Annotated in this window: 18 protein-coding genes and 1 pseudogene; 10 read left to right on the top strand and 9 right to left on the bottom strand. The window is 66.7% G+C overall.

Translation table 11 applies throughout. The annotated features are described in order from the left end of the window. Positions 1-17: 17 nt before the first annotated feature. The 3 genes from ACW4QM_RS00910 to ACW4QM_RS00900 form a co-directional block, all read right to left on the bottom strand. Positions 18-992 (bottom strand): slipin family protein, encoded by a 975-nt coding sequence (locus tag ACW4QM_RS00910; protein WP_452040240.1) that lies wholly within the window; start codon positions 990-992, stop codon positions 18-20. Between the two features lie 82 nt (positions 993-1,074). Further along, positions 1,075-2,055 (bottom strand): NrfD/PsrC family molybdoenzyme membrane anchor subunit, encoded by a 981-nt coding sequence (gene nrfD, locus ACW4QM_RS00905; RefSeq protein WP_452040239.1) that lies wholly within the window; start codon positions 2,053-2,055, stop codon positions 1,075-1,077. A 93-nt stretch (positions 2,056-2,148) separates the two neighbouring features. Continuing rightward, positions 2,149-2,805, bottom strand: coding sequence for a carbonic anhydrase (locus tag ACW4QM_RS00900; protein ID WP_452040238.1), 657 nt, complete (start codon positions 2,803-2,805; stop codon positions 2,149-2,151). A 100-nt stretch (positions 2,806-2,905) separates the two neighbouring features. Between ACW4QM_RS00900 and ACW4QM_RS00895 the strand changes: the two genes are divergently transcribed. Genes ACW4QM_RS00895 through ACW4QM_RS00870 form a run of 6 tightly spaced genes read left to right on the top strand, consistent with a single transcriptional unit; the run spans position 2,906 to position 10,951 of the window. Further along, positions 2,906-4,441: a hypothetical protein gene (locus ACW4QM_RS00895; protein WP_452040237.1), complete on the top strand. Its 1,536-nt coding sequence runs from the start codon at positions 2,906-2,908 to the stop codon at positions 4,439-4,441. A 1-nt stretch (position 4,442) separates the two neighbouring features. Further along, positions 4,443-5,045: an FHA domain-containing protein gene (locus ACW4QM_RS00890; protein WP_452040236.1), complete on the top strand. Its 603-nt coding sequence runs from the start codon at positions 4,443-4,445 to the stop codon at positions 5,043-5,045. Positions 5,046-5,051: 6 nt separating this feature from the next. Beyond that, a complete protein-coding gene (locus ACW4QM_RS00885) occupies positions 5,052-5,726 on the top strand; it encodes a 4Fe-4S single cluster domain-containing protein (protein ID WP_452040235.1) in 675 nt (224 codons plus the stop codon). A gap of 10 nt (positions 5,727-5,736) precedes the next feature. Continuing rightward, positions 5,737-7,620 (top strand): AAA family ATPase, encoded by a 1,884-nt coding sequence (locus ACW4QM_RS00880; protein WP_455798123.1) that lies wholly within the window; start codon positions 5,737-5,739, stop codon positions 7,618-7,620. Beyond that, complete coding sequence (locus ACW4QM_RS00875) at positions 7,610-10,513, top strand: protein kinase domain-containing protein (protein ID WP_452040234.1); 2,904 nt, start codon at positions 7,610-7,612, stop codon at positions 10,511-10,513. The genes ACW4QM_RS00880 and ACW4QM_RS00875 overlap by 11 nt, the downstream gene beginning before the upstream one ends. Before the next feature lie 9 nt (positions 10,514-10,522). After that, positions 10,523-10,951, top strand: coding sequence for a hypothetical protein (locus ACW4QM_RS00870; RefSeq protein ID WP_452040233.1), 429 nt, complete (start codon positions 10,523-10,525; stop codon positions 10,949-10,951). A gap of 14 nt (positions 10,952-10,965) precedes the next feature. Here the strand turns inward: ACW4QM_RS00870 and ACW4QM_RS00865 are convergent, their stop codons facing one another. The 3 genes and pseudogenes from ACW4QM_RS00865 to ACW4QM_RS00855 form a co-directional block, all read right to left on the bottom strand. Next, positions 10,966-11,850, bottom strand: coding sequence for a HipA domain-containing protein (locus tag ACW4QM_RS00865; RefSeq protein ID WP_455798122.1), 885 nt, complete (start codon positions 11,848-11,850; stop codon positions 10,966-10,968). A 114-nt stretch (positions 11,851-11,964) separates the two neighbouring features. Beyond that, positions 11,965-12,261: pseudogene (locus ACW4QM_RS00860) on the bottom strand (HipA N-terminal domain-containing protein); the annotation flags it as partial. A 9-nt stretch (positions 12,262-12,270) separates the two neighbouring features. Further along, positions 12,271-12,483, bottom strand: coding sequence for a helix-turn-helix domain-containing protein (locus tag ACW4QM_RS00855; RefSeq protein ID WP_117284656.1), 213 nt, complete (start codon positions 12,481-12,483; stop codon positions 12,271-12,273). Positions 12,484-12,770: 287 nt separating this feature from the next. Here ACW4QM_RS00855 and ACW4QM_RS00850 point away from each other — a divergent pair, with 287 nt between their 5' ends. The 4 genes from ACW4QM_RS00850 to ACW4QM_RS00835 all read left to right on the top strand — a co-directional run bounded on the left by ACW4QM_RS00850 (position 12,771) and on the right by ACW4QM_RS00835 (position 17,012). Further along, positions 12,771-14,135, top strand: a complete 1,365-nt coding sequence (locus ACW4QM_RS00850) for a DUF711 family protein (protein WP_452040232.1) — start codon at positions 12,771-12,773, stop codon at positions 14,133-14,135. Between the two features lie 364 nt (positions 14,136-14,499). Further along, complete coding sequence (locus tag ACW4QM_RS00845) at positions 14,500-15,867, top strand: ATP-binding protein (RefSeq protein WP_288219798.1); 1,368 nt, start codon at positions 14,500-14,502, stop codon at positions 15,865-15,867. A 225-nt stretch (positions 15,868-16,092) separates the two neighbouring features. Beyond that, a complete protein-coding gene (gene rhaM / locus ACW4QM_RS00840) occupies positions 16,093-16,404 on the top strand; it encodes an L-rhamnose mutarotase (protein WP_157012567.1) in 312 nt (103 codons plus the stop codon). An 86-nt stretch (positions 16,405-16,490) separates the two neighbouring features. Beyond that, positions 16,491-17,012 (top strand): acyl-CoA thioesterase, encoded by a 522-nt coding sequence (locus ACW4QM_RS00835; protein ID WP_237974402.1) that lies wholly within the window; start codon positions 16,491-16,493, stop codon positions 17,010-17,012. A gap of 12 nt (positions 17,013-17,024) precedes the next feature. Here ACW4QM_RS00835 and ACW4QM_RS00830 read toward each other — a convergent pair whose 3' ends face one another. The 3 genes from ACW4QM_RS00830 to ACW4QM_RS00820 all read right to left on the bottom strand — a co-directional run bounded on the left by ACW4QM_RS00830 (position 17,025) and on the right by ACW4QM_RS00820 (position 24,471). Beyond that, positions 17,025-18,602: a helix-turn-helix transcriptional regulator gene (locus tag ACW4QM_RS00830; RefSeq protein ID WP_237974403.1), complete on the bottom strand. Its 1,578-nt coding sequence runs from the start codon at positions 18,600-18,602 to the stop codon at positions 17,025-17,027. A 554-nt stretch (positions 18,603-19,156) separates the two neighbouring features. Next, positions 19,157-24,271, bottom strand: a complete 5,115-nt coding sequence (locus ACW4QM_RS00825) for a DEAD/DEAH box helicase (protein WP_237974404.1) — start codon at positions 24,269-24,271, stop codon at positions 19,157-19,159. Further along, entirely contained in the window at positions 24,268-24,471 is a 204-nt protein-coding gene (locus ACW4QM_RS00820; RefSeq protein WP_161127944.1) for a hypothetical protein, read from the bottom strand. Before ACW4QM_RS00820 ends, ACW4QM_RS00825 begins: the two co-directional genes overlap by 4 nt. Positions 24,472-24,489: the final 18 nt, after the last annotated feature.

Below are 24,489 nucleotides of genomic sequence, written 5' to 3'. Positions count from 1 at the left end.
ACGGTACTTATATCCTATCAGAGTCCTCGCCCCTCGCGTTGGACGCCTTCAGCAAAACCATCGCTTACGGCCGTGGGCACCGTGACAACAGCGCTACCGGATCCCTTCACCGTCTCGTATTGCATGAGCATGGTACGCAGCTTCAGGGCCGCGTCCTCATCCCCGTAGATGCGGGCAGCCTCAGAAAGCATCTCCGCCAAATCGGCTTCGACACTCGCCACCGTCATGCGAGCATTGCGTTCGCGGTCGGCCTGAGCCTCCAAGGACATGACGTTTTGCAGCTCCGCCGGGATCACGATGTCGCGGACCTTTACGGAGATGATGTCAACGCCCCACCCCGAGGCCTCTTTCTCGATATCGGCCTTGATCTCCTCATCCAGCTGATCGCGACGCAAGGCCACCTCCCCCACCGTTGAGCGCCCCACTGCCTCGCGCAGCGACGTCTGAGCAAGATACGATATGGCCGCGTAATAGTCCTCCACTTCCACGCAGGCCTTTTCCGCATCCCACACCACCCAGAACAGCACTGCGTCGATGTTCACAGGCACAAGATCGGCCGTCAACGTACGCTCAGCACGGAAGGGGGTGGCGATAATGCGCTGATCGACGCGAATGGTCCCATGCTCCAAAATGGGAATGGTGGCATAGAAACCAGGTCCCACCACGCGGTTCAACTTGCCGAGCCGCAGCACGACCACCTTTTCCCACCCCAGAGCAATATGCAACGAAGAAGAGGCCGCAAGTGCCGCGAGCAGAGCCGCAAGAATGCCCACGAGCGAGATGCGCCCCTCCAAAAGAAGATCGCAGACAAGCGCCGCAGCGGCCGCGGCCACGAACACGGCGACGCTGAATACGAGAGCGCCGTTGCGCGACGATTTCTTGGGCACATAGGAGGTTGCCGCCAGCATTTCCGCTTCGCTGTCGCTCCACGGGCCCAGCGCAGCTTCCCATTCAGTGCGGCGCGCTTTGCGACCCCTTGCGCTTTTCGTCATCGGTCGATCCTTCCTCTCATCTTGCTTAGCAAGTTGCCTTATTGTTCATCGTATTCCAGCGTTCCCGCTGCGACGGCACAGCTCAGCCTCCAGCTACCGCGAACGCCATACGCATCGCGAGCTCGGGGTTCTGGGAAACGTCGAAAGAGGCGAGCCCTGTCACGCAGACCCTCAGGGCCGCCCCGCCAAGGAGCACACAGACGGCAATCCAGAGGCCCTTTGTGCGCCGATCTCCTCCAGGGTAACGACACTCCAAGATAAAGGGAGCGACCAAACCGGCTAGCACGAGCACCACCCAAAACATAATCGCCTCATCACCCGTCAGAAGGGCGCAGCCCCCCGCCTCTGTTCGGATGTCAGTCAGCAAAAACGTCGCAAAGAGGGCCAGAGCCACTGCCTCTGCAATGATTATCGCACGGTCCATGTGGCTTAAGCATCGCAGCGCTGAACCGAACGGCACGCGAGAATCAACGAAAGACGCAACGCCGAAGGCCACGGCCACCCCGCATGACAGCGACGAGAGACAAAAGAGTGCCGGCACAAGCCACGACCCAAAGGCGACAACCGAGGGCAGCTGCATGAGGAGCACTCCCGTGTAGACCGCTGTGACAACTCCTGCGATCACAGCGGCAACGGAGGCGACGAGCACTACGAAGAGAGGCAATCGCGCGCCAATACCATTCGAGGCAAGAGCGAAGAAAGTCGCCAAAGCGCCCGAGGCCAGAAGCGCCCACGCACCCACCGTCACGACCGTGAAGCGAGGGGCCAGCCACAGAGAGAGCACCCGCTCGGGACGGCCGGCATCGGCCATGAGGCAAAGCGATCCCACCGCCAGCAGCACCAGGCAGAGCACCCAGCCGCGGGATAACAGCTCATGGGGCACTCGCAAGTTACTTCGCACCCACCGAATCAAACGGGGCTGCGATTTCTTTGTAGTGCGATAGGTCGCTCTCGTACCGTAGCGTCCTAAATTGGCGCATTCCAATACGCCCATAACAGCACAGGTGCCAGCCCCCGCTCCCCCGAAAAACAAGTAGGCTACGGCAAGTTCGCTGAACAACATTCTCCCCTGCCTTCCAACGCCGCCCCTACATTTCGCGAATCATCACGTGCAAGTGTATCCCCTCAATCACTTTATCGCAAGTTATTACGATAATCATTTCAAGAGCGGAATCTCCCCGTCAAGCGTCAGGATCTCAGAGCCGCGCTGCAGAAAGTCGACGACGCCGCAGTGGGTGTGGTAGATGGCGACGCGGATGTCCAGGTCGTGCTCGGCGGCAAGGCGCGCCAGCTCCGGCGAGGCGGCCAGCTCGGCTGCCGCGGCCCGGGCGTTCGCCACGCTGGCCTCGTAGGGGTCGCGCACGTCGCCCAGGGCCGCGACGATGCGCTCGGTGATGGCGGCCACCGGCCCCGCTTCCCCATCGAGGGCCGCCTTGATGGCGCCGCAGTGGGTGTGCCCCAGCACCAGCAGAAGACGGGTGTGCAAGTGCTCGCAGGCATACACGGCGCTGGCCAGTTCGATGGGCCCCACCACATTGCCCGCCACGCGGATGACGAACAGCTCGCCCAACCCGGTCATGAAGACGTGTTCGGGCACCACCCGCGAGTCGGCGCACGTGATGACGCAGGCGAAGGGGCGCTGACCGTTCTCGAACAGGTCGGCAATGCGCTCCTGGGACAGATCGCGCTCATGGTCGAGCGCCTCCACGTAGATGCGGTTGCCCTCCACAAGCCGCCGCAGCGCCTCCTCGGCTGGCACATGGGCATCCCCGTCGTAGTCGTCAGCGGTATAGCCCGCCGTCGTCAATTTCACAGCTTCATCCTCGCTCATACCGTCTCCCATCTTCCCGCGCGATTCTTTCTGATGGCTCTATAATGGCCCGAAGAGAGAATTTGGGCAAAGGGGCACATCCATGAGCGGGCCGAAGACGAGTCAATTGGAAATCGAGCGGATGATCCGGGCGCAGCTTGAGGCGCTGCGCTCCGACGTGGATCACAGTCGGGCCCGGGCGCGGCGGCGCATCGCGGCGCTCCTGAACGAGCTTCTGGACGAGGCCGAAGGTTGTGCCGAAGCCGAGGAGGCCGCTGCCTCCCTGCGGCAGCTCGCCGAGGCGGCCCTCGCGCAGCTGACAGCGGAATGCGCTTTTACGCCGGCAACGGCCATGGCGGAATCCGTCGCCCGGACCGAGCGCTGCTCGTCGCGAGCCGTAGCCATCGCTGATGCCTTCGAGCGCGAGGCGCACCCCCTGGCCGAACGCATCCAGCGAGCCCGCGCCCAAGCCGCAGCCGCGTCCGAAGCACGCGACTTCACCGCCGTGCTGGCCAAGGCCGCCAAAGAGAGCGCCACAGCGGCCGCTGTGGAGGCCGCCCGCTCTTTCATGGCCGATGAGCATTGTCTGCCGTCGGAATCATCGGCCGTCGAAGCCCAGGGCGGATCAAGATCCGCCCCTATGGAGAAGGCTGCTGCAGAGGGGACGGCCATGCAGGTTGAGCCCGTAGGGGGCAACCTCGGTCGCCCCTCGCCCGCTGCTGTGGACGAAAGCGGGACATTGATCGCCCGCAACCATGTGCAAGAGGTCGCCCGTCGGGCGCTCGCGCTCATCGCCTCCCCCTGCACCCTGCCTGCCGATCGCGCCCTGCTCCTGGAAACGACGCGCGAGCTGGGCCCGCAGGCCGCCGCGCAGCTGGCGCTTCTGCTCCCCACCATGGAATCGAACGCCGCAGCCATGGCCGATCTTATCGCCCTCATCGAGGACGCCGAGGCCGACCTGCGCGCCCAGAGCGTCCCCTTCGCGGAAGCGTTCGGCACCTTCGCTACCTTGGAGGAGGCCGTCGGCCGCCTGGAGACGCTGCGGGCCCTCCAGCTTCAAGTCGATCGCAACGCCTACCTGAAGGCCTGCATCGACACCGTTATGGCACGCCACGGCTACACCATCGCCCGCTCGGTCACTATGGGGCGCGACCTCATGGGCACCCATCGGCTCTTCGGCCGAGAAGACGCCACCGAGGGGCTGCACGCCTTCGTGTCGGATGCGGGCGACCTCATGCTGCAGGTGGCAGGGCTGCCTGGCGGCATCGAGGCAGTGGAAGACGGCGAGGTCGTGACCATGGAGGCGGCTCCTGGCGGGGCGCGCACCGAGCGACTCCTCGCCGACCAGCACGACTTCTGCGCCGTCTACGACGAGATCGCGGAGGATCTGGCCGCCTTCGGCATCACCAACACTGTGCGCTACAAGGCCGCACCCGATACCGCCTTCTGCCGCGAGATGCGAGCCGTCGCAGACGTCGAGGCGCGGGCGGGAATGGCGGAGCGCGACGGAATCCGCGCCTCCAACGAATCTCGCGGGCCAGGGCTGACCGAGGTCAGCCCCTACGGAGAAGATGCGGCGGCGAGGCGCGAAGCGCGGAAGCGCAGGCGCAGCGGCAACGCGACAAGGGAGATGAGATAGCATGCGCCTGTGCTCCTGCGGCTTCGCCAACCCCGACGATGCGATGCGCTGCGCCGCTTGCGGAGGCGCTTTTTCGCACGAAAGCGCAGGTGATACCCTGCTTTTGGAAGACGTGCGGAGCGGGGAGGTCGTCCGCATACCGGTCCCAGGCGGCATCCTTGGGCGCGCCGGCGACTTCTCGCCCGACCTCTTCTCGCCGAGGGTGTCCGGCGTCCATGCCGTGGTGGCCGTCGACAGCGAAGGGCGCTGGACCATCGAGCACACGGGCCGCAACGCGTCGGCCGTGGAGCGTGGTGGCGTCTGGTCGGATCTGCGCTGCGGCGCGCCCCAACCGCTGTTCGGCGGCGAGATGCTGAAGCTGGCCGACATGGTGTTCCGCGTGCAGGTGGGCACCCAGGCGGCCGTGGCGGACGGGGCCGCCGTGGAATCGGACGCGCAGGACGCTCCCGCCGAAACTGCCTGGTCCGTGCGATGTCCCGTGTGCGGGACCGAATATGCCGTGGAAGGCCCCGAAGGTCGCGTTGCCGCCTGCACGTTCTGCAAGGATCCGCTGGATGCCCGGCAGATCGCGCGCGTCGCGGCGCGGGCCATGTCCGGCCGGTAGGCCGCCATGTTCGTCGACCGCATCTACTTCCCCGTCACCACCTTAGGTCCCGGCGAGCGCGTCGTCGTGTGGACCTGTGGCTGCACGAAGCGATGCCCCGGCTGCGCCAATCCCGAGCTGTGGGAGACGCGCCCCGAGGCCGCCATCGAGCCCGCGCGCCTCGCTGCCGTTCTGAACGACCTTGCCGGGCGCACCGGTGCCCATCGCATCACCTTCACCGGCGGCGATCCGCTGGAACAGGCGCCGGCCCTCGCCTCCGTGCTCGCGGCTATCCGCTCCACCTTCGACGACATCCTCATCTACACCGGCTACACCTTCGGGGAGCTCACCGCCATGCCCAAATTACCGAAAGGCCTGCTTCCCCTCCCCTCCTCCCCGCAACCAAGCAGCGGCGGCCTTCCCAACGAAGGAAGCGCCGGGGCCGCCCCCAGCGCGCACCCGGAGGATGCGCCGCTCATCGACGTGCTCATCGACGGGCCCTATGTCGAGGCGGAAAACGACGGCGTCTGCGCGCTGCGCGGTTCCACCAACCAACGGGTCATCGCGCTCAATCCGGCACTGGAAACCCTGTATCATGAGGAGATGCAGAAACCGCGCTCGGTGCAGAACGCGGTGTTCGACGGCCGGGCGATATCCATCGGCATCCACGGCCGGCCCCAAACGACCCGCGAGAAGGAGTAGCCCCGTGAACATGCCTACCTGGCAGCGCGAGCTGGAGAACTTCATCGGCATCAAGCCGCTCTTCGTGCTGGAGGGCAACGTGTCCGACCTCTACCCGTGGGACTGCGAAGGGCAGACCCAGTTCCTTCCCCTCGCCCACATCCTGCCGGAGCTGTTCGCCGCGCCGGACGGCACACGGCCCTACCGGTTCCTCTACGTGGATCCGCTGCGGGGCGTGCACGATCCCCTCGGCACCGGCGAGGTGCGCGCGCTCGCCCAGGCGGCCCAGCGCGAAGCGGAACGCCTCACCGCCGAGGCCGAGGCCTTGAACCCCGGCGCCGACCCGGCGAGCCGCCAGCAGCCCTTTGCCGCCAACCGCCTCGTCCACGACTCCCTGCTCGTGCGCGCGGCCCTCTCGCGGCGGCTCGGAGAGGAAGAACCCCGCTCCGTCGCCTGCGTGTTCGACTTCGCGAGCCGGCTCGCCTCCTCGCCGGAGGACCTCACTCCCGAGGAGAACGCCGTGTTCATGAACCTGCTCCTCGGCGCGAAAGACGCCATTCGCGGGGATGGCGAGCACGTGAACACCCTCGTCCTTGTCGCCAACAAGGCCACCGACCTGCCCTCCTGGCTTGTGCGCGGCAACCCCGACGTGCGCGTCATCGCACTGCCCAGCCCCGATCGCCCGGCCCGCGAGGCCTATCTCGACATCGCCTTCCCCGACCTTGCCGCGCCCGAGCTCGACCGCCCTCGCGAGAAACTCGTCGACACCACCGACCGCATGCTGCTCACCGAGCTGGACGAGCTGCGGCGTCTGTACGCCCGCGGCGGCACGGCGCCGGAGCATGTCACCGAGCTCGTGGACCTCTACAAGTACGGCATCCGCGAGAACCGCTGGAGCGCCATGATGGACAAGCTGCGCGACGACCCCGCGGCCGCCCTGCGCCGCCGCGTGAAGGGCCAAGAGCCCGCCATCGCCAAGATCGTCTCGGTGCTCAAGCGCTCGGTGCTGGGCTTCTCCGGCATGCAGCACTCATCGGGCACCAAGCCCAAAGGCGTGCTCTTCCTCGCCGGCCCCACGGGCACGGGCAAGACGGAGATCGTGAAGGCGGTCACCGAGCTTCTGTTCGGCGACGAGCGCAGCTACCTGCGCTTCGACATGTCCGAGTACGCCGCCGACGCCTCCGACCAGAAGCTCTTCGGAGCCCCGCCGGGCTACGTGGGCTACGAGGCCGGCGGCCAGCTCACCAACGCCGTGCGCGCCAACCCCTTCTCGGTGCTCCTGTTCGACGAGGTGGAGAAGGCCCATCCCTCCATCATGGACAAGTTCCTTCAAATCCTGGAGGACGGCCGCATGACCGACGGCCAGGGCCAGACGGTGTACTTCGGAGAGACCCTCATCTTCTTCACGAGCAACGTCGGCATCTCCGAAGAGCTCCTCGACGAGCACGGGCGCACCATCGGCCGCCGCAACATCGTGCAGCCCGGCGAGCCCTACGACGTCATCTGCGCCCGGGTCCAGCAGGCCATGGCCACGCACTTCAAGCCCGAGGTCTTGAACCGCATCGGCGACAACATCGTCGTGTTCGACTACATCTCGTCTGAGGCCTCGCGCCTCATCCTGGAATCGCAGATCCGGAAGATCAACGGGAACGTGCGGAACCGCTGCGGCATCACCGTGGCCGCCGCCCAGGCCACACTCGACCTTCTGGCCGAGCGCGCGCTAGCCCCCGAGGTGCGCGAGAACGGCGGCCGCGGCATCGGCAACCTGGTGGAGGATGCGTACCTGAACCCGCTGTCCACCTTCATCTTCGACGAAAACGTGGAAGCTGGCGAAGCCGTAGAAGCCGTCGCCAGCGCCGGCGCTGTCACGTTCCGCAGGGCCGATGGGGGGGCCGGAGCCACTGATGGCTGCTAGCCCGAACATCTCGCGGGAGCCGCGGCGGGACGTGGCACCCACCATCGTGGACGCCGCTCCCACGCTCGTGGACATCGACTCCACCGCCCCCGTCCTCTCCGGTGCCGACCTTCCCTTCCAAGGCGACGGAGACCGCACCTTCACCCTGCACACCGCCGACGTCATCGGAGCCGGCGGCCAGGGCACGGTCGTCGCCGCCACCGATGAGGAGGGCCGCACCTTCGTCGCTAAGATCGCCTACCAGCCCCACGCCGTGCGCGACCGCCTCGCACGCCGGGCCGTGCTCGGCTACCTGCGGCGCCTCATGGCCGAACACCCCCTCGGTGAGGAGCACTTCCGCGAGACGCACCTCATGCCCCTGTACGCCACGGGCCAGATCAGCGACGAGGTGCCGGGGCTCGGCGAGTCCACCTACGATGTGGTCGTCATGCCCCTGTGCGACGACGCCTTCACCCGCGACGGCGCCTCCTTCGAAGAGCTGCGCGACAGGATCATTCCACAGGCCGCCAGCGCGCTTGCGCACCTGCACGACGAGGGCATTGTGCACCGCGACGTGAAGCCGAAGAACCTCTATCTTCTAGAAGGCGAGGTGGTGCTCGGCGACTTCGGCATCTCCTCGGTGCTGGAAGAGGGCCGCGATACCGGCGCCACCAAGGTGGACCGCCGCACGCCGGGCTACTCGCCCCATTCCTCGGTGGTGCAGCGCGAGAACGACTGGTACGCGCTCGGCTACACCATCTGGACGCTGTACAACGGCGGCCGTCACCCGCACCAGACGCTCATCGACGGCGACGACCTGTCGGCGGTGCTCGCCGGCGGCCGTCCCGTAGCCTTCGAGGCCCGCGCGCCCGAGCATGAGACGCTGGGCCAGCTCATCTACGGGCTCACCTACGCCCATCCCCAGGGGCGCCTCGGTTACGAGGACATCCAGCGCTGGCTGGCCGACCCGGACGCGTTTCGCTACCGCGACCCGCTGGACGCCGCCGCCATGGCGGGGCCAGCGGGCTATCAGTTCGAAGGCAAGGTCTACGAGAGTCGTGCCACCCTGGTCACGGCGCTGGCGAATAATTGGGAGAAAGCCAAGCGCCACCTGTACACCCACGGGTTGGAAGACTACTTCCGCAAACTCGGCGAGACAGATCTGGCCGTGGCTCTGAACGACATCACCGACCGCGATCCGGACACGCTGCCCGAGGACGAGAACGGCGACGAGGATCTGGGGCTTTCCCGGGCGCTTACGCTCATCGACCCGGCGCGCGGCGCTGTCTTCTGGAAGGGCGAGGCCGTCGTGCCCGGGGCCTCCGCCGTAGATGCCCTGTTTGCGCGAGCCTCGGCCACGCCGCTCGGCTTCTACCGCCTTATCGCCGACGAGGAAGCGGTGCGCGACCTTCTGGGCATCGTGGCCGTGGCCGGCTTTTCGGGCCCGGCCCGCGCCGGACTTAAGTGGCTGCGCGAGCACGAGGACGCGAATTTGGGCGAGAAGGTGGATCGCGTGTTGGCGGTACTGGAGGCCACGGCGGCCAACAAAAGCGCCGTGCGCTCCTTCGCCGCACGCTACGGAAGCGACGGCTGGGCGTTCTGGGTGCAGCGGAACCTGAAGGCCTACCACGGACGCACCGGCGCGGGCGATAGGCTTATCCGGGCCGTGGGCTCCGCGACCGTGAACACCTCGGCACCCCTGGCTGATACCGTCGAGGCCCGCGCGCGCTTGGTTCAGCGTGCCGACGATATGGCCGCCCACACCGAGGGGAGCCCGCACATCCACCACTTCGGTATTATCCGCGAGAGCGAGACGGTGGTGCCCGCCACAGCCGCCGGCTACTTCACCGCCGAGCTGTTCGGGCGCCCCGTGCCCCGGGGCTTCGCCACCGAGCTCATGGAAGCCTCCGCCGCCGATAAGGCCGCCGTGGCCTGGGCCCGCAAGCATCTGCGCGGTGCCCGCAGCGACACCCTTGCCGAGGACGCCGTCGCGGCCCTGGAGGAGGCCGCTTCCCAGATAGATGCGCTGGCCGACGCCGAGGGAAAGCACGCTCCTGTGGACGGCCTTTCCAAACCCGCCTTTTTCGGACGGCTCGTCCTCGCGGTCGCCTTCGTCCTTTTGGTGTGCTTCGTCACGCCCCGCTTCACCTTCGGAAGCTGGAAGAACGGCGTCGTGAACGCCGGCGAGCCGCTCGCCACGGCGGCCACGGTGCTCATCTCCCCCACCGGCATGGGAGAAAACTCGGTGTACCCGGACGCGCTCTGGGACATCTCGGCCGTGCCCACGGCCACCTTCACCGGAGCGGCGCTCCTCGGTTTTCTGGCGGCGGCCGCCACCGTGCTCGCCCCCAAGTTCGCCAGCGCCGCCTTCGCCATCCGCGGCGTGCGCACCCGCGGGCAGACGCGCCGGCGCGCCACGGCCCTGCGCAAGGAGGCGGCCCGCATTGCGGAAGGAGGCGGCGAGGCCGCCTGCTGGATCACCGGCAACGAGGAAGGGCCCGTCCCGGTGGCCCGAGACACGAGCGCGTTCATCGCGAAGGCCCGGGCGCGCCGGCACCCCGAGGCCACCGCCACGGCCCTTTCCAAAGGGTTTTTCTGGGGCGGGGCGCTCATCGCGGCGGCCGGCGTCACCATCGTCACCGCCTCGGGACTGGGCTATGGCGCCTGGGCCGACCTGGCCAGCGAGACCGGTTGGTACTTCCTGCAGGACCAGCTCATCTGGGGTATCGCCTACTGCGGCCTGGCCGCCCTCTCCTTCGCCGTCATCGCCGTCGCGCGGCGCGAGCATCCCACCATGGTCACGCTGACGCTTCTGACCATCGCCTGCGTCATCCCCTTCCTCGTCCTGTTCGCAGGCACCATCGGCATCTTCATCGTCGTCCTGTACTTCATCTTCTCCCTCTTCCGCCGCTAGGAGCGCCCCATGAGCACCGATACGCCTTCAACCGACACTGCCGACATAAGCTCCGCCGCCTCTCTGGCCACCCTGGTGCACCGTCGCCAGAACCTGCAGATCCTCGCCACCTTCGCCGCCCTCGTGGCGCTTGTGCTGCTGCTCAACCTCACGCCGGTGCCGGGCTGGGTGTGCTCGTTCATCGAGCTGGAGCCCGACGTTCCCGCCGACCTGCTCGGCGAGGCCTACTGGGACGACTGCTTCGGCGGCCCTCTGGGCGATTTCGCCGCCGGGTCGCTTCCCCGCCCCGAGCATTTGAGCTACGCCCCCGAGGCCGACCAGTTCCTCGCCGAACTGGAAAAGCTCGCCGCCCAAGAAGAGACCGTAGAAGCCGTAGAAGCCGTAGAAGCCGTAGAAGCCGAGCAAGCGGAGGCGGAACAGAGTGAAAAGGAGTCTTGAGAGATTCGCCCTAGTTACGCGCCTTTTATGCCCAGCCGATCAATCTGCGCCCGCGCGAACACCTCGATATCTCGCAGCTTCGAAAGGGACGCTCCCAGAGCGTCTTCCGTATCGCGCAGCACGTCGGACGCCGCCCCGCCAACACCTTCGCAAACTTCCTCGATGAGCCGCCTCACCATGCGCGGCGAAACGTCTAGCTCCTTCGCCAAAGCGAGAAAATCGTCCCGGCCAACCTCGTCGATCTTGTTGGTCGACCCGATGCGCATGGCCATACGACGGTCGAGGCCCCCATATACCACCGTCGAGGCGATGTCGTACACAGGCGCCAACGCAAACGACGACCAGTCGACGCCCCGAAGCACAGTGAGGTTCTTGAGGTGCCCGTCGCAATTTCCGAGAACGGCGTTCACCACCAGCAGGCGCACGAACGCCTCGATATCGCGCACCGGATCCGAAGAGCACTCGTAAAGCACATCCCGCACCTTCTTCGCATAGCGCACGCCCCCCTTCTCGTACTTGCGCTCCGGCAGAAGGCCGAGCACCTGGCAAAAATCCTCCTGGTGAAGCCGTTGAACCCGCTGCACTCCGCCACCAGCCCGCCGATCATCTTCGGGAAGCACCATGCGATCGAAGCGCTCAATGACGAAGAGCGGTTGACCCCCGATGGTGTCGAGGTAGCACTCGGGCACAGAAAGTCCCGCGGCCTCAGCCAGACGCAAGCAGTAGTACTCGTTCTCGCTCAACTGCCCGAACCGCCGATTCGCCGCCTTCACGATGTGCGTCGAGGCAGCAGTTCCCTGGGGTAGAAAATACTGCGGAAGAGAACCAGATGACCGATCCACGTACAGACCCATCTTCGACTGGGCACCCGCCAGTGAGAGCTTAGCTTCCTCTTGCAACTTGGCGACTCCCTCCGCCCCTGCCTCGAACGCGCGGCCCAGCTCCTCACGCGATAAAGGCTCATAACCATAGGAGTCATCTTCGCGTTCGTCCGCACTCTCCAGGACAAGGGCGCCAATGCACTCACTGCCGAGAGCATTCAGCACTTTGAGGTACGACGAGCTTTTTACCTCCAGCGTTTTCGCCACAGCGGCAAGCGCGCCCCCTTCCGGAAGGAGATTCCGGAAGAACACTCTCGTTTGACGAGCAGGAAAGGGTCCTTCCCGAAGGGGAAGCAGGACAGAGAGAGGCTGGGCGACCTCGCTTTCAAGATAGGACTCGGCGTAAGAGAACTGCTCTTCCCGTCCGGGAATCGTCTCCAAGGTTCCGACGAGGTGGCGCTCGCCAGATATCTCGCCCCACACCTTCATGCGCATGGCCTACCTCCTCTCTTGCAAAACGATATTGAGTCCGACCATGTTCGCTACGCGAATCGCCTTGTCCAGCTGGGCCGTCGGCTTTCCGTTCTCCAGCTGGGAGACGAACATCACGCCCACGTCGCACATCTCGGCAAGCTCTCCCTGGGTGTATCCGAGCCGCTTGCGTCGCTCGCGAATCGCTGTTCCAAAGTCCTTCGCGTTCCGAATAGCCATAGCCGTCCTTGCTCTTTGTATTATCTCGATCGCGATAATACCACGACTATCTCTCGCGATTATTGCGAACGCGATAATTTGTCGGGTTTTCCATCTGATTATCGCGATCAAGATAATCATCTCTAGCTCATCCTAAAAACACCGGCATCCCTTTCCTCAGCAAGCAGCGATTAGGGCCGTCCGCGCCTGTACGGCAGCGAGAGCGAGTGCGATTTGGTAGACTGAGCCGGAACAATTACCGGAGCGCGAACCCGCGCCCTGCCGACCGTCGCGAGCGAGGAGCCGCCATGCAGATCACCCCTGCCGAAGTTGCCGAGACCCTAGCCATGGTGTCCAAGCAGAACTTGGACATCCGCACCATCACGTTGGGCATCAACCTGCGTGGCTGCGTGGACGCCGATGTGGACAAGCTGGCCTCGAAGGTCTACGACCGCATGACCTCGACCGCCGAGAAGCTCGTGCCCACCGCCGAGCAGCTCGAGCGCGAGTTCGGCATCCCCATCGTGAACAAGCGCATCTCGGTCACCCCCATCGCGGAGATCTGCGCCGCGGTGACCGCCGACGACCTCACGCCCGTGGCCGTGGCCATGGACCGCGCCGGCAAGGAGGTGGGCGTCGATTTCGTCGGCGGCTTCTCGGCGCTCGTGCACAAGGGTGCCACCCGCGCCGACCACAAGCTCATGGACTCCATCCCCGCGGCGCTCGCCGCCACCGACCGCGTCTGCGCCTCGGTGAATGTGGGCAGCACGCGGGCCGGCATCAACATGGACGCCGCCTTCAAGATGGCCGGCATCATCAAGCGGGCCGCCGAGCTCACTGCCGATAAGCAGTGCATCGGCGCCGGCAAGCTCGTCGTGTTCTGCAACGCCGTGGAGGACAACCCCTTCATGGCCGGCGCCTTCCACGGCTCCGGCGAGGCCGACGAGGTGGTGAACGTGGGCGTGTCGGGCCCCGGCGTGGTGCGCGCGGTACTCGCCGACCTGCCCAAGGACGCCGACATCACTACCGTGGCCGAGGCCATCAAGGCCACCGCCTTCAAGATCACCCGCGCCGGCGAGCTCATGGCCCGGGAGGCCTCGCGCCGCCTCGGCGTGCAGCAGGGCATCCTGGATCTGTCGCTCGCCCCCACCCCGGCCGAAGGCGATTCCGTGGCCGAAATCCTGGAGGCCATCGGTGTCGGCCAGTGCGGAGGCCCCGGCACCACGGCGGCGCTCGCCATGCTGAACGACGCCGTGAAGAAGGGCGGCGTCATGGCGTCGTCTTCGGTGGGCGGCCTGTCCGGCGCCTTCATCCCCGTGTCTGAGGACGCCGGCATGATCCGCGCCGCTGAGGACGGAGCGCTTTCCATCGAGAAGCTGGAGGCCATGACGTGCGTGTGCTCCGTGGGCCTCGACATGATCGCCGTGCCGGGAGATACCACCCAAGAGGCCATCTTCGGCATCATCGCCGACGAGTGCGCCATCGGCATGATCAACAACAAGACCACCGCCGTGCGCCTCATTCCCGCCATCGGTTGCCAGGTGGGCGACCAACTGGACTTCGGGGGGCTGCTCGGCTACGCCCCGGTCATGCCCGTGAACCCCTACGCCGGCACCGTCTTCGCCCACCGCGGCGGCCGCATGCCCGCCCCCTTGAACTCGCTGAAGAACTAGCGGCTCGAAAACCATGATCTGCGCTTCCCTCGCGTCAAAATGCACCACGAATCGAGGACGGAAAATCGCCTAACCGGGGTGCGTGATTTTGTTGCCGACTATTTCCCGGTAGGTAGCTCCAAAAGACTAGCCGTGCAACTATAATAGAGGCGTACCAGCAAAGCCCGCTTCCTTCGTCATCCAAAACTCAGGTAGCACGGGCGGCGCAGGTGCAGTTGAATTAGAAGGGCCAGTTAGCGCTGGCCCTTTCTCTTTATCAACTTCAAACTGTCACTTTTTCATTTTCGTCGCAAAGTACCCTGGACACTTTCTCATTTTCGTCGCATACTAACGATAAGCTATAATCAGCGGCGAAGGAGGCATCATGCTGAAGCGAGCTGCCTACGAGCGACTTGTAAGTTGGAAGAAAGATCCCCACCACCGCGCTCTGCTTGTGGACGGCGCGCGACAGGTGGGAAAGACCTACCTCGTCCGCGCCTTCGCCCAGAGGCACTACGGCACCACCATTGAGATCAACTTCGTTGAGTCCCCCGAAGCGAAAGCCATCTTCGCGGGGAACCTCGATGCCGATACCCTCATCCCCCAGCTCTCCGCATTCAGCGGCACCGCCCTCACGCCGGGAGACACGCTCATTTTCCTCGACGAGATCCAGGAGTGCCCGCGGGCGCGCACGGCCATCAAGTTCCTCGTGGAGGACGGCCGTTTCGATTACATCGAGTCCGGCTCTCTCCTCGGCGTCACCTACGAAAACGTACCCTCCCTCCCCGTCGGCTACGAGAGCGAGCTGACGCTTTATCCCCTTTCCTTCGAGGAATTCTGCTGGGCCCTCGGAGAAAACGAGACAGCCCTCGAGATGGCGCGCGCGTGTTTCAAGGAAGAAGCCGCCGTGCCCGCCGTCATCCACCAGAAGCTCATGGAGCTGTTCAAGTACTACTTGATAGTGGGCGGCATGCCGGCCGCCGTGGCCCGATTCGCCCAGACCCGCGACATCGCCCAAGTGCAGAGCGTCCAGAAGGACATCTTAAAGCTGTACCGGGCCGACATCGTGAAGTACGCCCGCAACAAGGCCCACGTCGGCGCTATCTTCGATGCTATCCCTGCTGAGCTCAGCAAGAAGAACAAGCGCTTCAAGCTCTCCGACCTCGCAAAGTCGGCACGCAGCGAGCGCTACGAGAGCGACTTCATCTGGCTGGCCGACGCCGGCGTGGCGATCCCCTGTTACAACGTGACCGAGCTCGTGGCACCGCTGCGCCTCAACCGCCAGCACAGCGTCTTCAAGCTGTTTTTGTGCGACACGGGACTCCTCGTCGCCATGCTCGGCGACGGCGTGCCGTTCAAGGTACTCCAGGGAGAGCTTGACATCAACTGGGGCGCCATATTGGAGAACGCCTTCGCCCAAATGCTCACAGCCAACGGATTCGACGCGCTCTACTACGAGAAGGCCAAGCACGGAGAGATAGATTTCGTCGTGCAGAAGAGCGGTAAGGTGGTGCCCATCGAGGCGAAATCCGGCCGGATATTCCGCGCCCACGTCGCCCTCGACAACGTCCTGCGCGTCAAGGAGTGGGGGCTCGATTTCGCCTACGTCTTCTGCCGTGAGAACACGACGGTGGAAGTGGAAATTCCCGAGGGGCGCGACATCCAATGCGCCATCGCCTACATGCCCTGGTATATGCTCGCTTTCCTCAAACCCGACACCCTTCCCGATTCCTTCGTCGTGGAGCTTCCCTGACGGAAGGCGACCTAGGTGCTGCGCCCATTGCAGCTTCAGGACTTTGCATTTTTGCCATTTCGCCTCTTTTCAACTTTGCATTTTTGCCATATTGGCCATATCCACTTTGTCAGTTTCATCGCAAGGCACGCTCGCCCTCGGTTTTCCCGGAGCAACGCGCTAGCATAGCCCCCAGAAAGCGCCCGCTGCATGCGGGCCCAACCCCCTTCGCCCAAGGAGCACCCGATGATCAAGACGTTCAAGATGAAGCTGTACCCCGGCATGGAAGAGGAGTACGAGCGGCGGCACAACGAGCTGTGGCCCGAGATGATCGACATGATCCACGCCCACGGCGGCCGCAACTACACCATCGCGCTGGACCCGGACACGCTGACGCTGTTCGGCTACATCGAGATCGACGATCCCGAGCGGTGGGCCGCCGGCGCCGATACGGCCATCAACCGGAAGTGGTGGGACTTCATGGCCGACATCATGGAGACCAACGAGGACAACTCGCCGGTCTCGATGGACTTGCCCGTGCTCTTCCATTTGGACTAGCCTGTCGCGGGAAATGGCCAAAAGAGGGCAACCTTCACTATAATGCGTGCTGGAACCTAAGCGAAACGGCGAAAGCGAGCGAAGAGATGCATGTGCACACCCCCATCAAGGTACGGTACGGCGAGACGGACATGATGGGGGTGGTCTACCATGCGAACTACCTGCTGTACTTCGAGGACGCCCGCATCGACTTCCTGGACGCGCTGGGCTTCTCCTATGCGGAGCGCATCGAGGGGGCCGGCTACATGAGCCCCATCCACGACATCGAGATCCACTACAAGGCGCCGCTGCGCTACGGCGAGGCGGGCGTCGTGCGCACGTCGGTCGCGAAGAACCTGCCCATGCGCACGGTCTACCGCCAGCAGGTGTACCGGGCGGAAGATGTTTCGGAAGGCGAGGCGGCTGACGGGATCGAGGGCGATCCGGGCACGGAGGGCACTGCGGCAGCTTCCTGCCACGAGCCCCACCTGCGCGAGGGCGCGACCCCGCTCGTGGACGCGCTCGTCACCGTGTGCGTCGTCGAGCGCGACACCTTCAAGCCCGTGAGTCTGCGCCGCACCTTCCCCGACCTCTACGCCAAGTACGCCGAGATCGTGGAAGAAGACTAGGGAGCACAACGGCTACCGCTCGTCGATGAGGTGGATGAGTTCCTCGCGCTTGTTGACGTTGAGCTTGCGGTAGATGTTGCGGACGTGGGTGCACACCGTCGAGATGGAGAGGACGAGGGACTTCGCGATGTAGGCCGGCGTGAAGCCGCGGGCCAGAAACACGAGCACCTCGGCCTCGCGGGGAGAGAGGCCCCGGGCCGCCGCCACCTCGGCGCAGCGGGCCTCCAGAGTGCTTTGCATGCTCGACTCGGCCAGTTCGAAGGCATCGCCGGGCGCATCCGCGCGGCCGGAGGGCTCAAAGCCATCGGGAGCGCCTGCGCCCTCGGGCTCTTCTCCGCGAGCCGCGCCGGCGGTACCCCCGCCAGCGGCGTCGCCAGCACCCGATCCTGCGGCCAGAACCGACTCCTCCGCGGCAGCCGACTCGCGAGGCGCCACCAGCTCGTTCCACGACGTGCGGCCGAGAAACACCAGGAGCACCGCCACAAATGCGCCAGAGAGTACCGCAAGCCACGGGGCGAAGTCGTCGGTCACCGCGAGCACTTGGGAGAGAATCTGTCCCAAAAGCGCCGCACCCGCAGCCACGCCGCAGGCGAAGCCCGACGCCACGTTTGCCGGCAACTCGCGATTGCGCACCACGGCGAGCAGCACCGCGCACCCCAGCAGGGCGAGGACGATGTAGAACACGTAGAGGGCCACCACCGAGGCGTCCCGCGGGAACGTGCCCGCGGGAAACGCGCCCAATACCACAAACGCCGCCGCCATAAGGGGCACGAGGATGCGGTAGGACCAGGGCAGCAGGGGCGTGCGTCCCCACAAAAAGCAGACGCCGAACATCACGAGCGCCGCAACAGCTCCACCGAGAAACGACGCCTGCACGACGCCGAAGGCGCTATGGGCCATCACGTCGGTCATGAACGCGTACACGGCGAACCCCAAAAGAGGCAGCCAGGTCACCGACACGAGGCGGCGCATCGTGTCGGCGGGGCGGGCGAGGGGAAGCGCCGGGTCGCCCACGCGGGCGGCCACCGGCGGCACGACGACTCCCGCCACGAGCAGCAGGCAGAACACGGGAACGAGCACCAAAAGCGGCAGCAGCGCGAGAATCCAACCGACGAAGGATGCCTTCAGCACGACGAAAGCGCACAGGACAAGGGCCTGATCGATGGGGACGGCCACAGCGCGGGCCCATTCGGCCACCAGCAGGGGCAGCGCCGCCCCTGCCAAAAGCCCCGCGCCCACGGCTGCCGCCGGCAGCGGCGCAGGGGCGAACAGAAGCCCCAGAACGCCCATCGTGCCGAGCAGATAGGCCACCGCCGCAATGGTGGTGACCCGGGCGCGCGAGAACACCTTGCGCGGGCGCTGCAAACCGCGCAGGAGCACCACGGCAGACGAGGTAACGGCGGCGAGAAACAGCGCGAACAGAAACACGTCGGCGACTGCCTCGAACTGAGGGGCCTCGGCAAAAGCCCCCATGGTCGGCGCATAGGCGGGCAGCGTGACCACGAAAGCGACGAGGGCGAGGTGCACCGGGCGCAGGGCAAGCGGGGCGCGCGCCTCGTCGCCCGCATCGCGCAACGCAAAACCTTCCATGGCCTTTCCGCCTCCTTTCTTCGCTCAAGTGCACAGACGAGATGTGCGCACATCGCCGAGCGATCGTGCGACACAGCGCACCGAACAGGTGCGTTCCCTTCCAAACGCCGATTCTAGCATCGCCGCGAGATAGCGCCCGACGATCCGGGAACTCGTGGCCGACCTGTGATAATGCACCTGCCGGCAGTCTTTTCCGGCTCCGGCGCCGCAATACCTAAAAAGCGCGATGCCCTTACCTATAAGCGGCGATGGCGCCCGACGGCCGCGCCCCCTATAGTAGACGTCGTTCCTCTTGGAGGCGGACTCCCACAGCTTGGTCTTCTGGGGCCATTGAGACCAGGCCGCTCCGCCTTCACCAAGGGCTATGCGGGAACCCGGCGCAGCGCGCCGGGAACTCGAGGGGCGGCGGTTCTCCTTTCTGGCCGCCGCCCGCTTTCTTTACCTCGTGCTAACTCGGAACGGCTGCGTATCATCAGGGGGACCGCAGCCGGAATCGCAGGGCCGCCGCGTCGGAGAGAGGCGCAGCGGCCCTTCTTTTTTTCGGCGAGGTCGCTTTAGAACGGGCTCGCATAGAGGCGGAAGCCGTCGGGGAGGCGCACGAGCCCGGCGCCCTGAAGCCACGAAGCGGCCGGAGTGGCCAGCACGTCGCGGCCGTTGAAGTGCTCGACGACGATCTTGCGACGCGCGGCAGAGGCGCCCTCGCGCTTGAGGGCGGCGCGCACCGAGGCGACCAGGGCGGCAACGGCCGCCTCCAGCAGTTTTTCATCGGCAGAAAACGCCAGCAGCGATTTCAGGCGCGGTGCGGCCCACAGCACCGGCGCCCCGTCGGCAACGACCACGAGCGCCCCCTCGCGGCGGGACGGCCGCGCGGCCACGAGGGCGGAATCGGCCGCAGGGGCCTCGCCCGCCGCGTCCCATGCCACATCGGGCCAGGGAATGCCGGCACCGAAGAGGCATGCCGGGTCGTCGGCGGGAAGCGCGACGAGGGAGGCGGGCGCCGATGCGTCCGCAGGCTGGGCGGAGGCGCGCAGGGCCTCCACCGTCTCGCGCTGGGCGAACTGGGCCGGCCCCATGCCCTCTACGAACATGCCGCGCGCGAGATCGCCTGCCTCTTCCATGGCCCTGAGCACCGGGTACAGCGTCGAAAGGCCGCCGGGCACGCCCGCCGCTAGCGCGATGTCGCGCGTCACGACGCCGTAGCGGTCGAGCAGCGACTCCACCAGAGCCACCGCTTGCACCGTGGAACTCTGGCCACTCGGCGCCAAGGCCGACCAGCGCCCGGCGAGAGCGGCGTCGAAGGCGGTCGACGCAACCTGGCGGCCCACCACGGCCGCACGGGCGGCCCTGCGGGCCTCGCTGTGGAGCGACCGACCCCGCCGGCTGCTCGCCCGCCGCCGCGAGGGCGGCGGCGTCTGGCCGCCGGCTGCGGACACCGATGCTGCCGCGGCCAGCCCTCCGGCGCGGGGAAAGCCCAGCCCGTCGCTGGTCGCCTCCCCCTTCCACACGAGCCGCTGCAGCGCCTCGGCCACCTCGCGATCCGTGCGTGCCGCAGGCCCGGCGAGCTGCGCGGCGCCATCCGTCAAAGCACGGAACGTGAGCGGCCCTTGGGCGACCAGCACGTGGCGCACGATGGCGTCCAGCGAAGGATCCTCCAACTCCCCCGGCTCGGCCGCGGAGGCCTCCGCCACCCCGGCCTGGGCGTCAACGGGCAGCGGCGCCAGGGGCGAGTCCGTCGGGAAGAACGAGATGGGATGCGCCTCCCCCACAGTAGAGGCCGCCCACAGCACCTCGCCGGCGGCGATGAGCTCGTCCAGCATGGCCGGCCGATAGTCGGGCACGCGCGCGGGCAGCACCTCTCTCTCCCACTGTTCCATGGGAAGGGCCGCGCCCTCGAACTGCGCGATGACCTGGGCTACGCCGTCGATGCCCGCAAGCGTCGGCTCACCGGTGCGCGCGACGTCCTGGCGATCCAGCAGAAAGCGCACATAGGCGTCGGCGGGAACGGGGCGCACCGCCTCGCGGGCCCGGGCGAGGGATCGGCTGCGCAAGCGGGCGAGCACGGTGCCGTCCGCCCAGCGGTCGGGCCCGAGGCGCACGAGACGCCCCTCGGCGGCCAACCGCTCCAATGACTCCGCCGCAAGCGCCACGCCGACCCCCAGGCTAAAAGCGGCCTCTTCGCTATCGAAAGGCCCGTGGGTGCGGGCGAAGCGGGCCGCGAGGCCATCCAGGGGGCGGGACAGCTTTCCCTCCCTCTGAGCCCAGGAGGGAACCGCAATGCCGAGCACCGCGCTCAAACGCGGGCCGTCATCGGCGGCGACCCATCTTTCCGCTCCGCCGATGACGGCGGGGAAAGCCCGCCGGTCCGCTTCCAAATTAGCAAGAAGAGCAGCCGCATCAGCGCCCGCGGAAAGAGCGCCCGCCTCGCCGTTCTCAGTGCGCGCAGCGACCTCCTCCACCGTGAGCGGCCCCAACTCCCGCAGAAGATCGGCCACGCCTTCCGCGCCCCGCGCCTTCCAACCATCGGCCGTCCGCTGCAGCTCGGCCACGGTGCGCGCCACCACCTCTGTATCCAGCATATCTTCCACAGCACCGGTGCCCAGAAGCTCGCTCAGAAGCGTCGGATCCACGGACAGAAGCGACGCCTGCCGCTCGGCATGGGGCAGATCGCCCTCGTAGAGGTGCTCGCCCAAATACCCGAACACGAGCGGCGCCGCGAACGGTGACGGGGCGGCCGTGCGAACTTCGCTCATCTTGATGGAACCCGAGGCAAGACCGTCCATCACCTCGCACAGGGCCGACAGGTCGAACACGTCCTGCAGACACTCGCGCAAAGCTTCCAAGATAATGGGGAAATCCTCCTCGCGCCGGGCCGCCTCCAAAAGCTGTCCGCCCTTGAGACGCTGCTGCCATAAAGGCGCCCGCTTGCCCGGGGCCGTCGGCGACATGAGCAGGGCCCGGGCCGCGCATTCGCGGAAACGGGCGGCGAACAGGGCCGTGAACCCCACGCGTTCGCGCACGATGGATTCCAGCTCGTCGGAATCGAAACGGAACAGATCGCTTCCTGGCAGGGCGTCCTCGGCGGCGGGCACGCGCAGCACGATGCCGTCGTCAGAGGCCACCGCCTGCGGGTCGAAGCCCAGCGCAGTGGTAACGCGATGGGCCACGGCCAGCGCCCAGGGCTCGTGCACGCGGCGACCGAAGGGGGAATGCAGAATAACGCGCATATCGCCCGTTTCATCGGGGCAGGTCTCCACCACGAGTCGCCGATCCGTGGGCACCGCCCCGGTACAGGCGCGCTGGGCCTCTATGAGGGCCGCCAGGTTGCACCGGGCGTCCTCGTCCAGCCCGTCGGCCGTCAGGCGATCGCGCAGCGCCGGGGCCATGGCGCCCTCTTCCACATGCTCGACCAAGGCCTCATCCCGCTCGGCAGTGCGCGCAATACCGCCGTCGAGGGCGCGCACAAGGGCCCCCCGGGCGCGGCCCGTCTCGTAGGGGCGACCAATGGCCTCGCCGTGCCAGAAAGGCAGTCGCGCAGCGCGTCCCGGCGCCGCTTCCACGATAACCCGGTCGGCGCCGATCTCCTTGATGCGCCAGGTGCTCGTGCCCAGAGCGATGATGTCGCCCACCCGCGACTCCATCACCATCTCCTCGTCCAACTCGCCCACACGCCGACGCCCCTGACGGGCGTCGCCCTCGGGCAGTACCACCGAGAACATGCCGCGGTCGGGAATGGTGCCCGCCGCCGTTACGGCCAGGCGCTGGGAACCGGGACGCGGCGTGAGCAGCCCCGTCTCGCGATCCCACAGGATGCGCGGCGCGAACTCGGCCACCTCGCCCGAACCGTAGCGCCCGGCGAGCATGTCGAGCACCCCCTCGAAGGAGCGTCGGCCCAAATCGGCATAGCAGGCCGACCGTCGCACGCAGGCGAGCCACCCGTCGGCCGCCAAACCGTCCGGCGCCATGGCCACGGCGGCCACGGTCTGCTGGGCCAGCACGTCCAGCGCGTTGCGCACGAGACGCGTGCTCTCGATGGCACCGGCCTCCATACCCTCGGCCATGACGGCGGCATCGATGACCTCCACCCGGGTGCGCGGGAAGATGAAGCCCTGGGAGCGGCCGCCCACCCGGTGGTTCGCCCGTCCCACGCGCTGCAGCCCGCTGGCCACCGAGGGAGGAGCGGCCACCTGCAGTACCAAATCGATGGAACCCATATCGATGCCCAATTCCAAGCTGGAAGTGGCCACCACGCAGGGCAGCTCTCCTGCCTTCAGCTCCCGTTCCACCTGCAGCCGCTTCTCCTTGGAGACCGAGCCGTGGTGGGCCTTCGCGATGACCACCGCGGGCTCGGTCACCAACGCCGTGGTAGAGCCGATGTCGGAACGGAAGCTCGCCCCCGGTGCCCCCCGCATGGCATCGGAGCCCGTGGGCACGCCGCGCACCGCATCATCGCCGAAAGCCGTCGCTTCCCCGCTGCCCGCGGCCGCCCAGAAGCCGGCCACCTCGGAATGGGGCGCGTCCAGACCGAGGCGCTTCGCGTACAGCTCGTTCAGCCGCGCCGTCAGCTTCTCGCACAAACCGCGCGAGTTCACGAAGACGATGGTGGATTTATGGGCCAGCACCTCGTCGAGAATGGCCGCCTCGATATGAGGCCAGATAGAGGAGCTGCCCAGGCGGCTGTCAGGATGCGGCGCGGGCGAGGCGCCCTCGGCCATGACGGCCCGAAGCGCCCGGTCGGACTTCCACGCGTTCTCGACGGGCGCCCGGCGCGGACCGGCGCCCCGCTGCCGCGTGCCGTCGCCGGCGCCGGCAAATCCCCCGAAGGCGGGGACGGCCGTCATGTCGCGCACGGGCACGCGCACCGAAAGGTCGAGGCTCGGGGGCGCTTCGGTGGCCACCACGGTCACCGGATGCGCACCGCCGAGGAACCGGGCTACTTCGTCGCGCGGGCGCACCGTGGCCGACAGCCCGATGCGCTGGGCCGGAGCCTCCAGCAAATCGTCCAGCCGCTCCAACGAAAGCGACAGATGCGCCCCTCGCTTGTCGCCGGCCAGGGCGTGCACCTCGTCCACGATGACCGTCTCAACTGTGCGCAGCGCCTCTCGGGCCGCCGACGTGAGCATGAGGTACAGCGACTCCGGTGTCGTGATGAGAATATCAGGCGGATTACGAGCGATCTTGCGACGCTCGTCGGCGGGGGTGTCGCCGGTGCGCATGGCCGTGCGGATTTCGGGGGCCTTCGCGCCACGGCGCGCGCTCTCGACGGCCGCCAGCTCGGAGATAGCCGAAAGCGGCCCCTGCAAGTTGCGATCCACATCGGCGCCAAGGGCCTTCAGGGGCGACACGTACAGCACGCGCACGCCGCGGACCCACTTCTCGCCCGCTTCAGCGACCCGCGCCTTCTCGCCCATGAGCGCGTCGATCGCCCACAGAAACGCCGCCAACGTCTTGCCCGAGCCCGTCGGCGCTATCACGAGCGCATTCTCGCCCCGAGCGATAGCCTGCCATGCCTCGGCCTGCACCGCCGTGGGTGCCCCGAAGGCATCGGCGAACCAGCGGTGCACCGAACGGGAAAACAGCTCAAGACCGTTCTCCTCTAAGCCTTCGACGGCCCCCCTCTCAGCATCTATGCCCGCGACGGCTCTTCCCCGCGCATCCAGCGCCGCACTCACAGAAGCCCCTGCTCCTCGAAGGCGCCCAGCATCGATTTCAGCGCCAGCTTGCGCGCCGTCAGCTGCTGGTAGGTGGCCGTGCGCGTCTTGTCTTGGGCCCGCAAGCCCTCAAGAGTCGCACACACCGACTCCTGCTCTGCCAGCAGAGCGGCCAGCACCGCCTCGAACCGCGCGAGGCGCTCGCTATCGTCCATTCCCATTCCCATTCCCCTTCCACG

This window comes from Adlercreutzia sp. CNCM I-6207 (assembly GCF_977072305.1).
The sequence above is the reverse complement of the archived record's forward strand: the minus strand, read 5'-3'. Positions and strand labels throughout refer to the sequence as shown.

What these genes read in the sequence shown, in the direction of transcription:
- ACW4QM_RS00910 (WP_452040240.1), bottom strand. Translation starts at nt 992, where the DNA reads ATGACGAAAAGCGCAAGGGGTCGCAAAGCGCGCCGCACTGAATGGGAA.
- nrfD (WP_452040239.1), bottom strand. Translation starts at nt 2,055, where the DNA reads ATGTTGTTCAGCGAACTTGCCGTAGCCTACTTGTTTTTCGGGGGAGCG.
- ACW4QM_RS00895 (WP_452040237.1), top strand. Translation starts at nt 2,906, where the DNA reads ATGAGCGGGCCGAAGACGAGTCAATTGGAAATCGAGCGGATGATCCGG.
- ACW4QM_RS00890 (WP_452040236.1), top strand. Translation starts at nt 4,443, where the DNA reads ATGCGCCTGTGCTCCTGCGGCTTCGCCAACCCCGACGATGCGATGCGC.
- ACW4QM_RS00885 (WP_452040235.1), top strand. Translation starts at nt 5,052, where the DNA reads ATGTTCGTCGACCGCATCTACTTCCCCGTCACCACCTTAGGTCCCGGC.
- ACW4QM_RS00880 (WP_455798123.1), top strand. Translation starts at nt 5,737, where the DNA reads ATGCCTACCTGGCAGCGCGAGCTGGAGAACTTCATCGGCATCAAGCCG.
- ACW4QM_RS00875 (WP_452040234.1), top strand. Translation starts at nt 7,610, where the DNA reads ATGGCTGCTAGCCCGAACATCTCGCGGGAGCCGCGGCGGGACGTGGCA.
- ACW4QM_RS00870 (WP_452040233.1), top strand. Translation starts at nt 10,523, where the DNA reads ATGAGCACCGATACGCCTTCAACCGACACTGCCGACATAAGCTCCGCC.
- ACW4QM_RS00855 (WP_117284656.1), bottom strand. Translation starts at nt 12,483, where the DNA reads ATGGCTATTCGGAACGCGAAGGACTTTGGAACAGCGATTCGCGAGCGA.
- ACW4QM_RS00850 (WP_452040232.1), top strand. Translation starts at nt 12,771, where the DNA reads ATGCAGATCACCCCTGCCGAAGTTGCCGAGACCCTAGCCATGGTGTCC.
- ACW4QM_RS00845 (WP_288219798.1), top strand. Translation starts at nt 14,500, where the DNA reads ATGCTGAAGCGAGCTGCCTACGAGCGACTTGTAAGTTGGAAGAAAGAT.
- rhaM (WP_157012567.1), top strand. Translation starts at nt 16,093, where the DNA reads ATGATCAAGACGTTCAAGATGAAGCTGTACCCCGGCATGGAAGAGGAG.
- ACW4QM_RS00835 (WP_237974402.1), top strand. Translation starts at nt 16,491, where the DNA reads ATGCATGTGCACACCCCCATCAAGGTACGGTACGGCGAGACGGACATG.
- ACW4QM_RS00830 (WP_237974403.1), bottom strand. Translation starts at nt 18,602, where the DNA reads ATGGAAGGTTTTGCGTTGCGCGATGCGGGCGACGAGGCGCGCGCCCCG.
- ACW4QM_RS00820 (WP_161127944.1), bottom strand. Translation starts at nt 24,471, where the DNA reads ATGGGAATGGACGATAGCGAGCGCCTCGCGCGGTTCGAGGCGGTGCTG.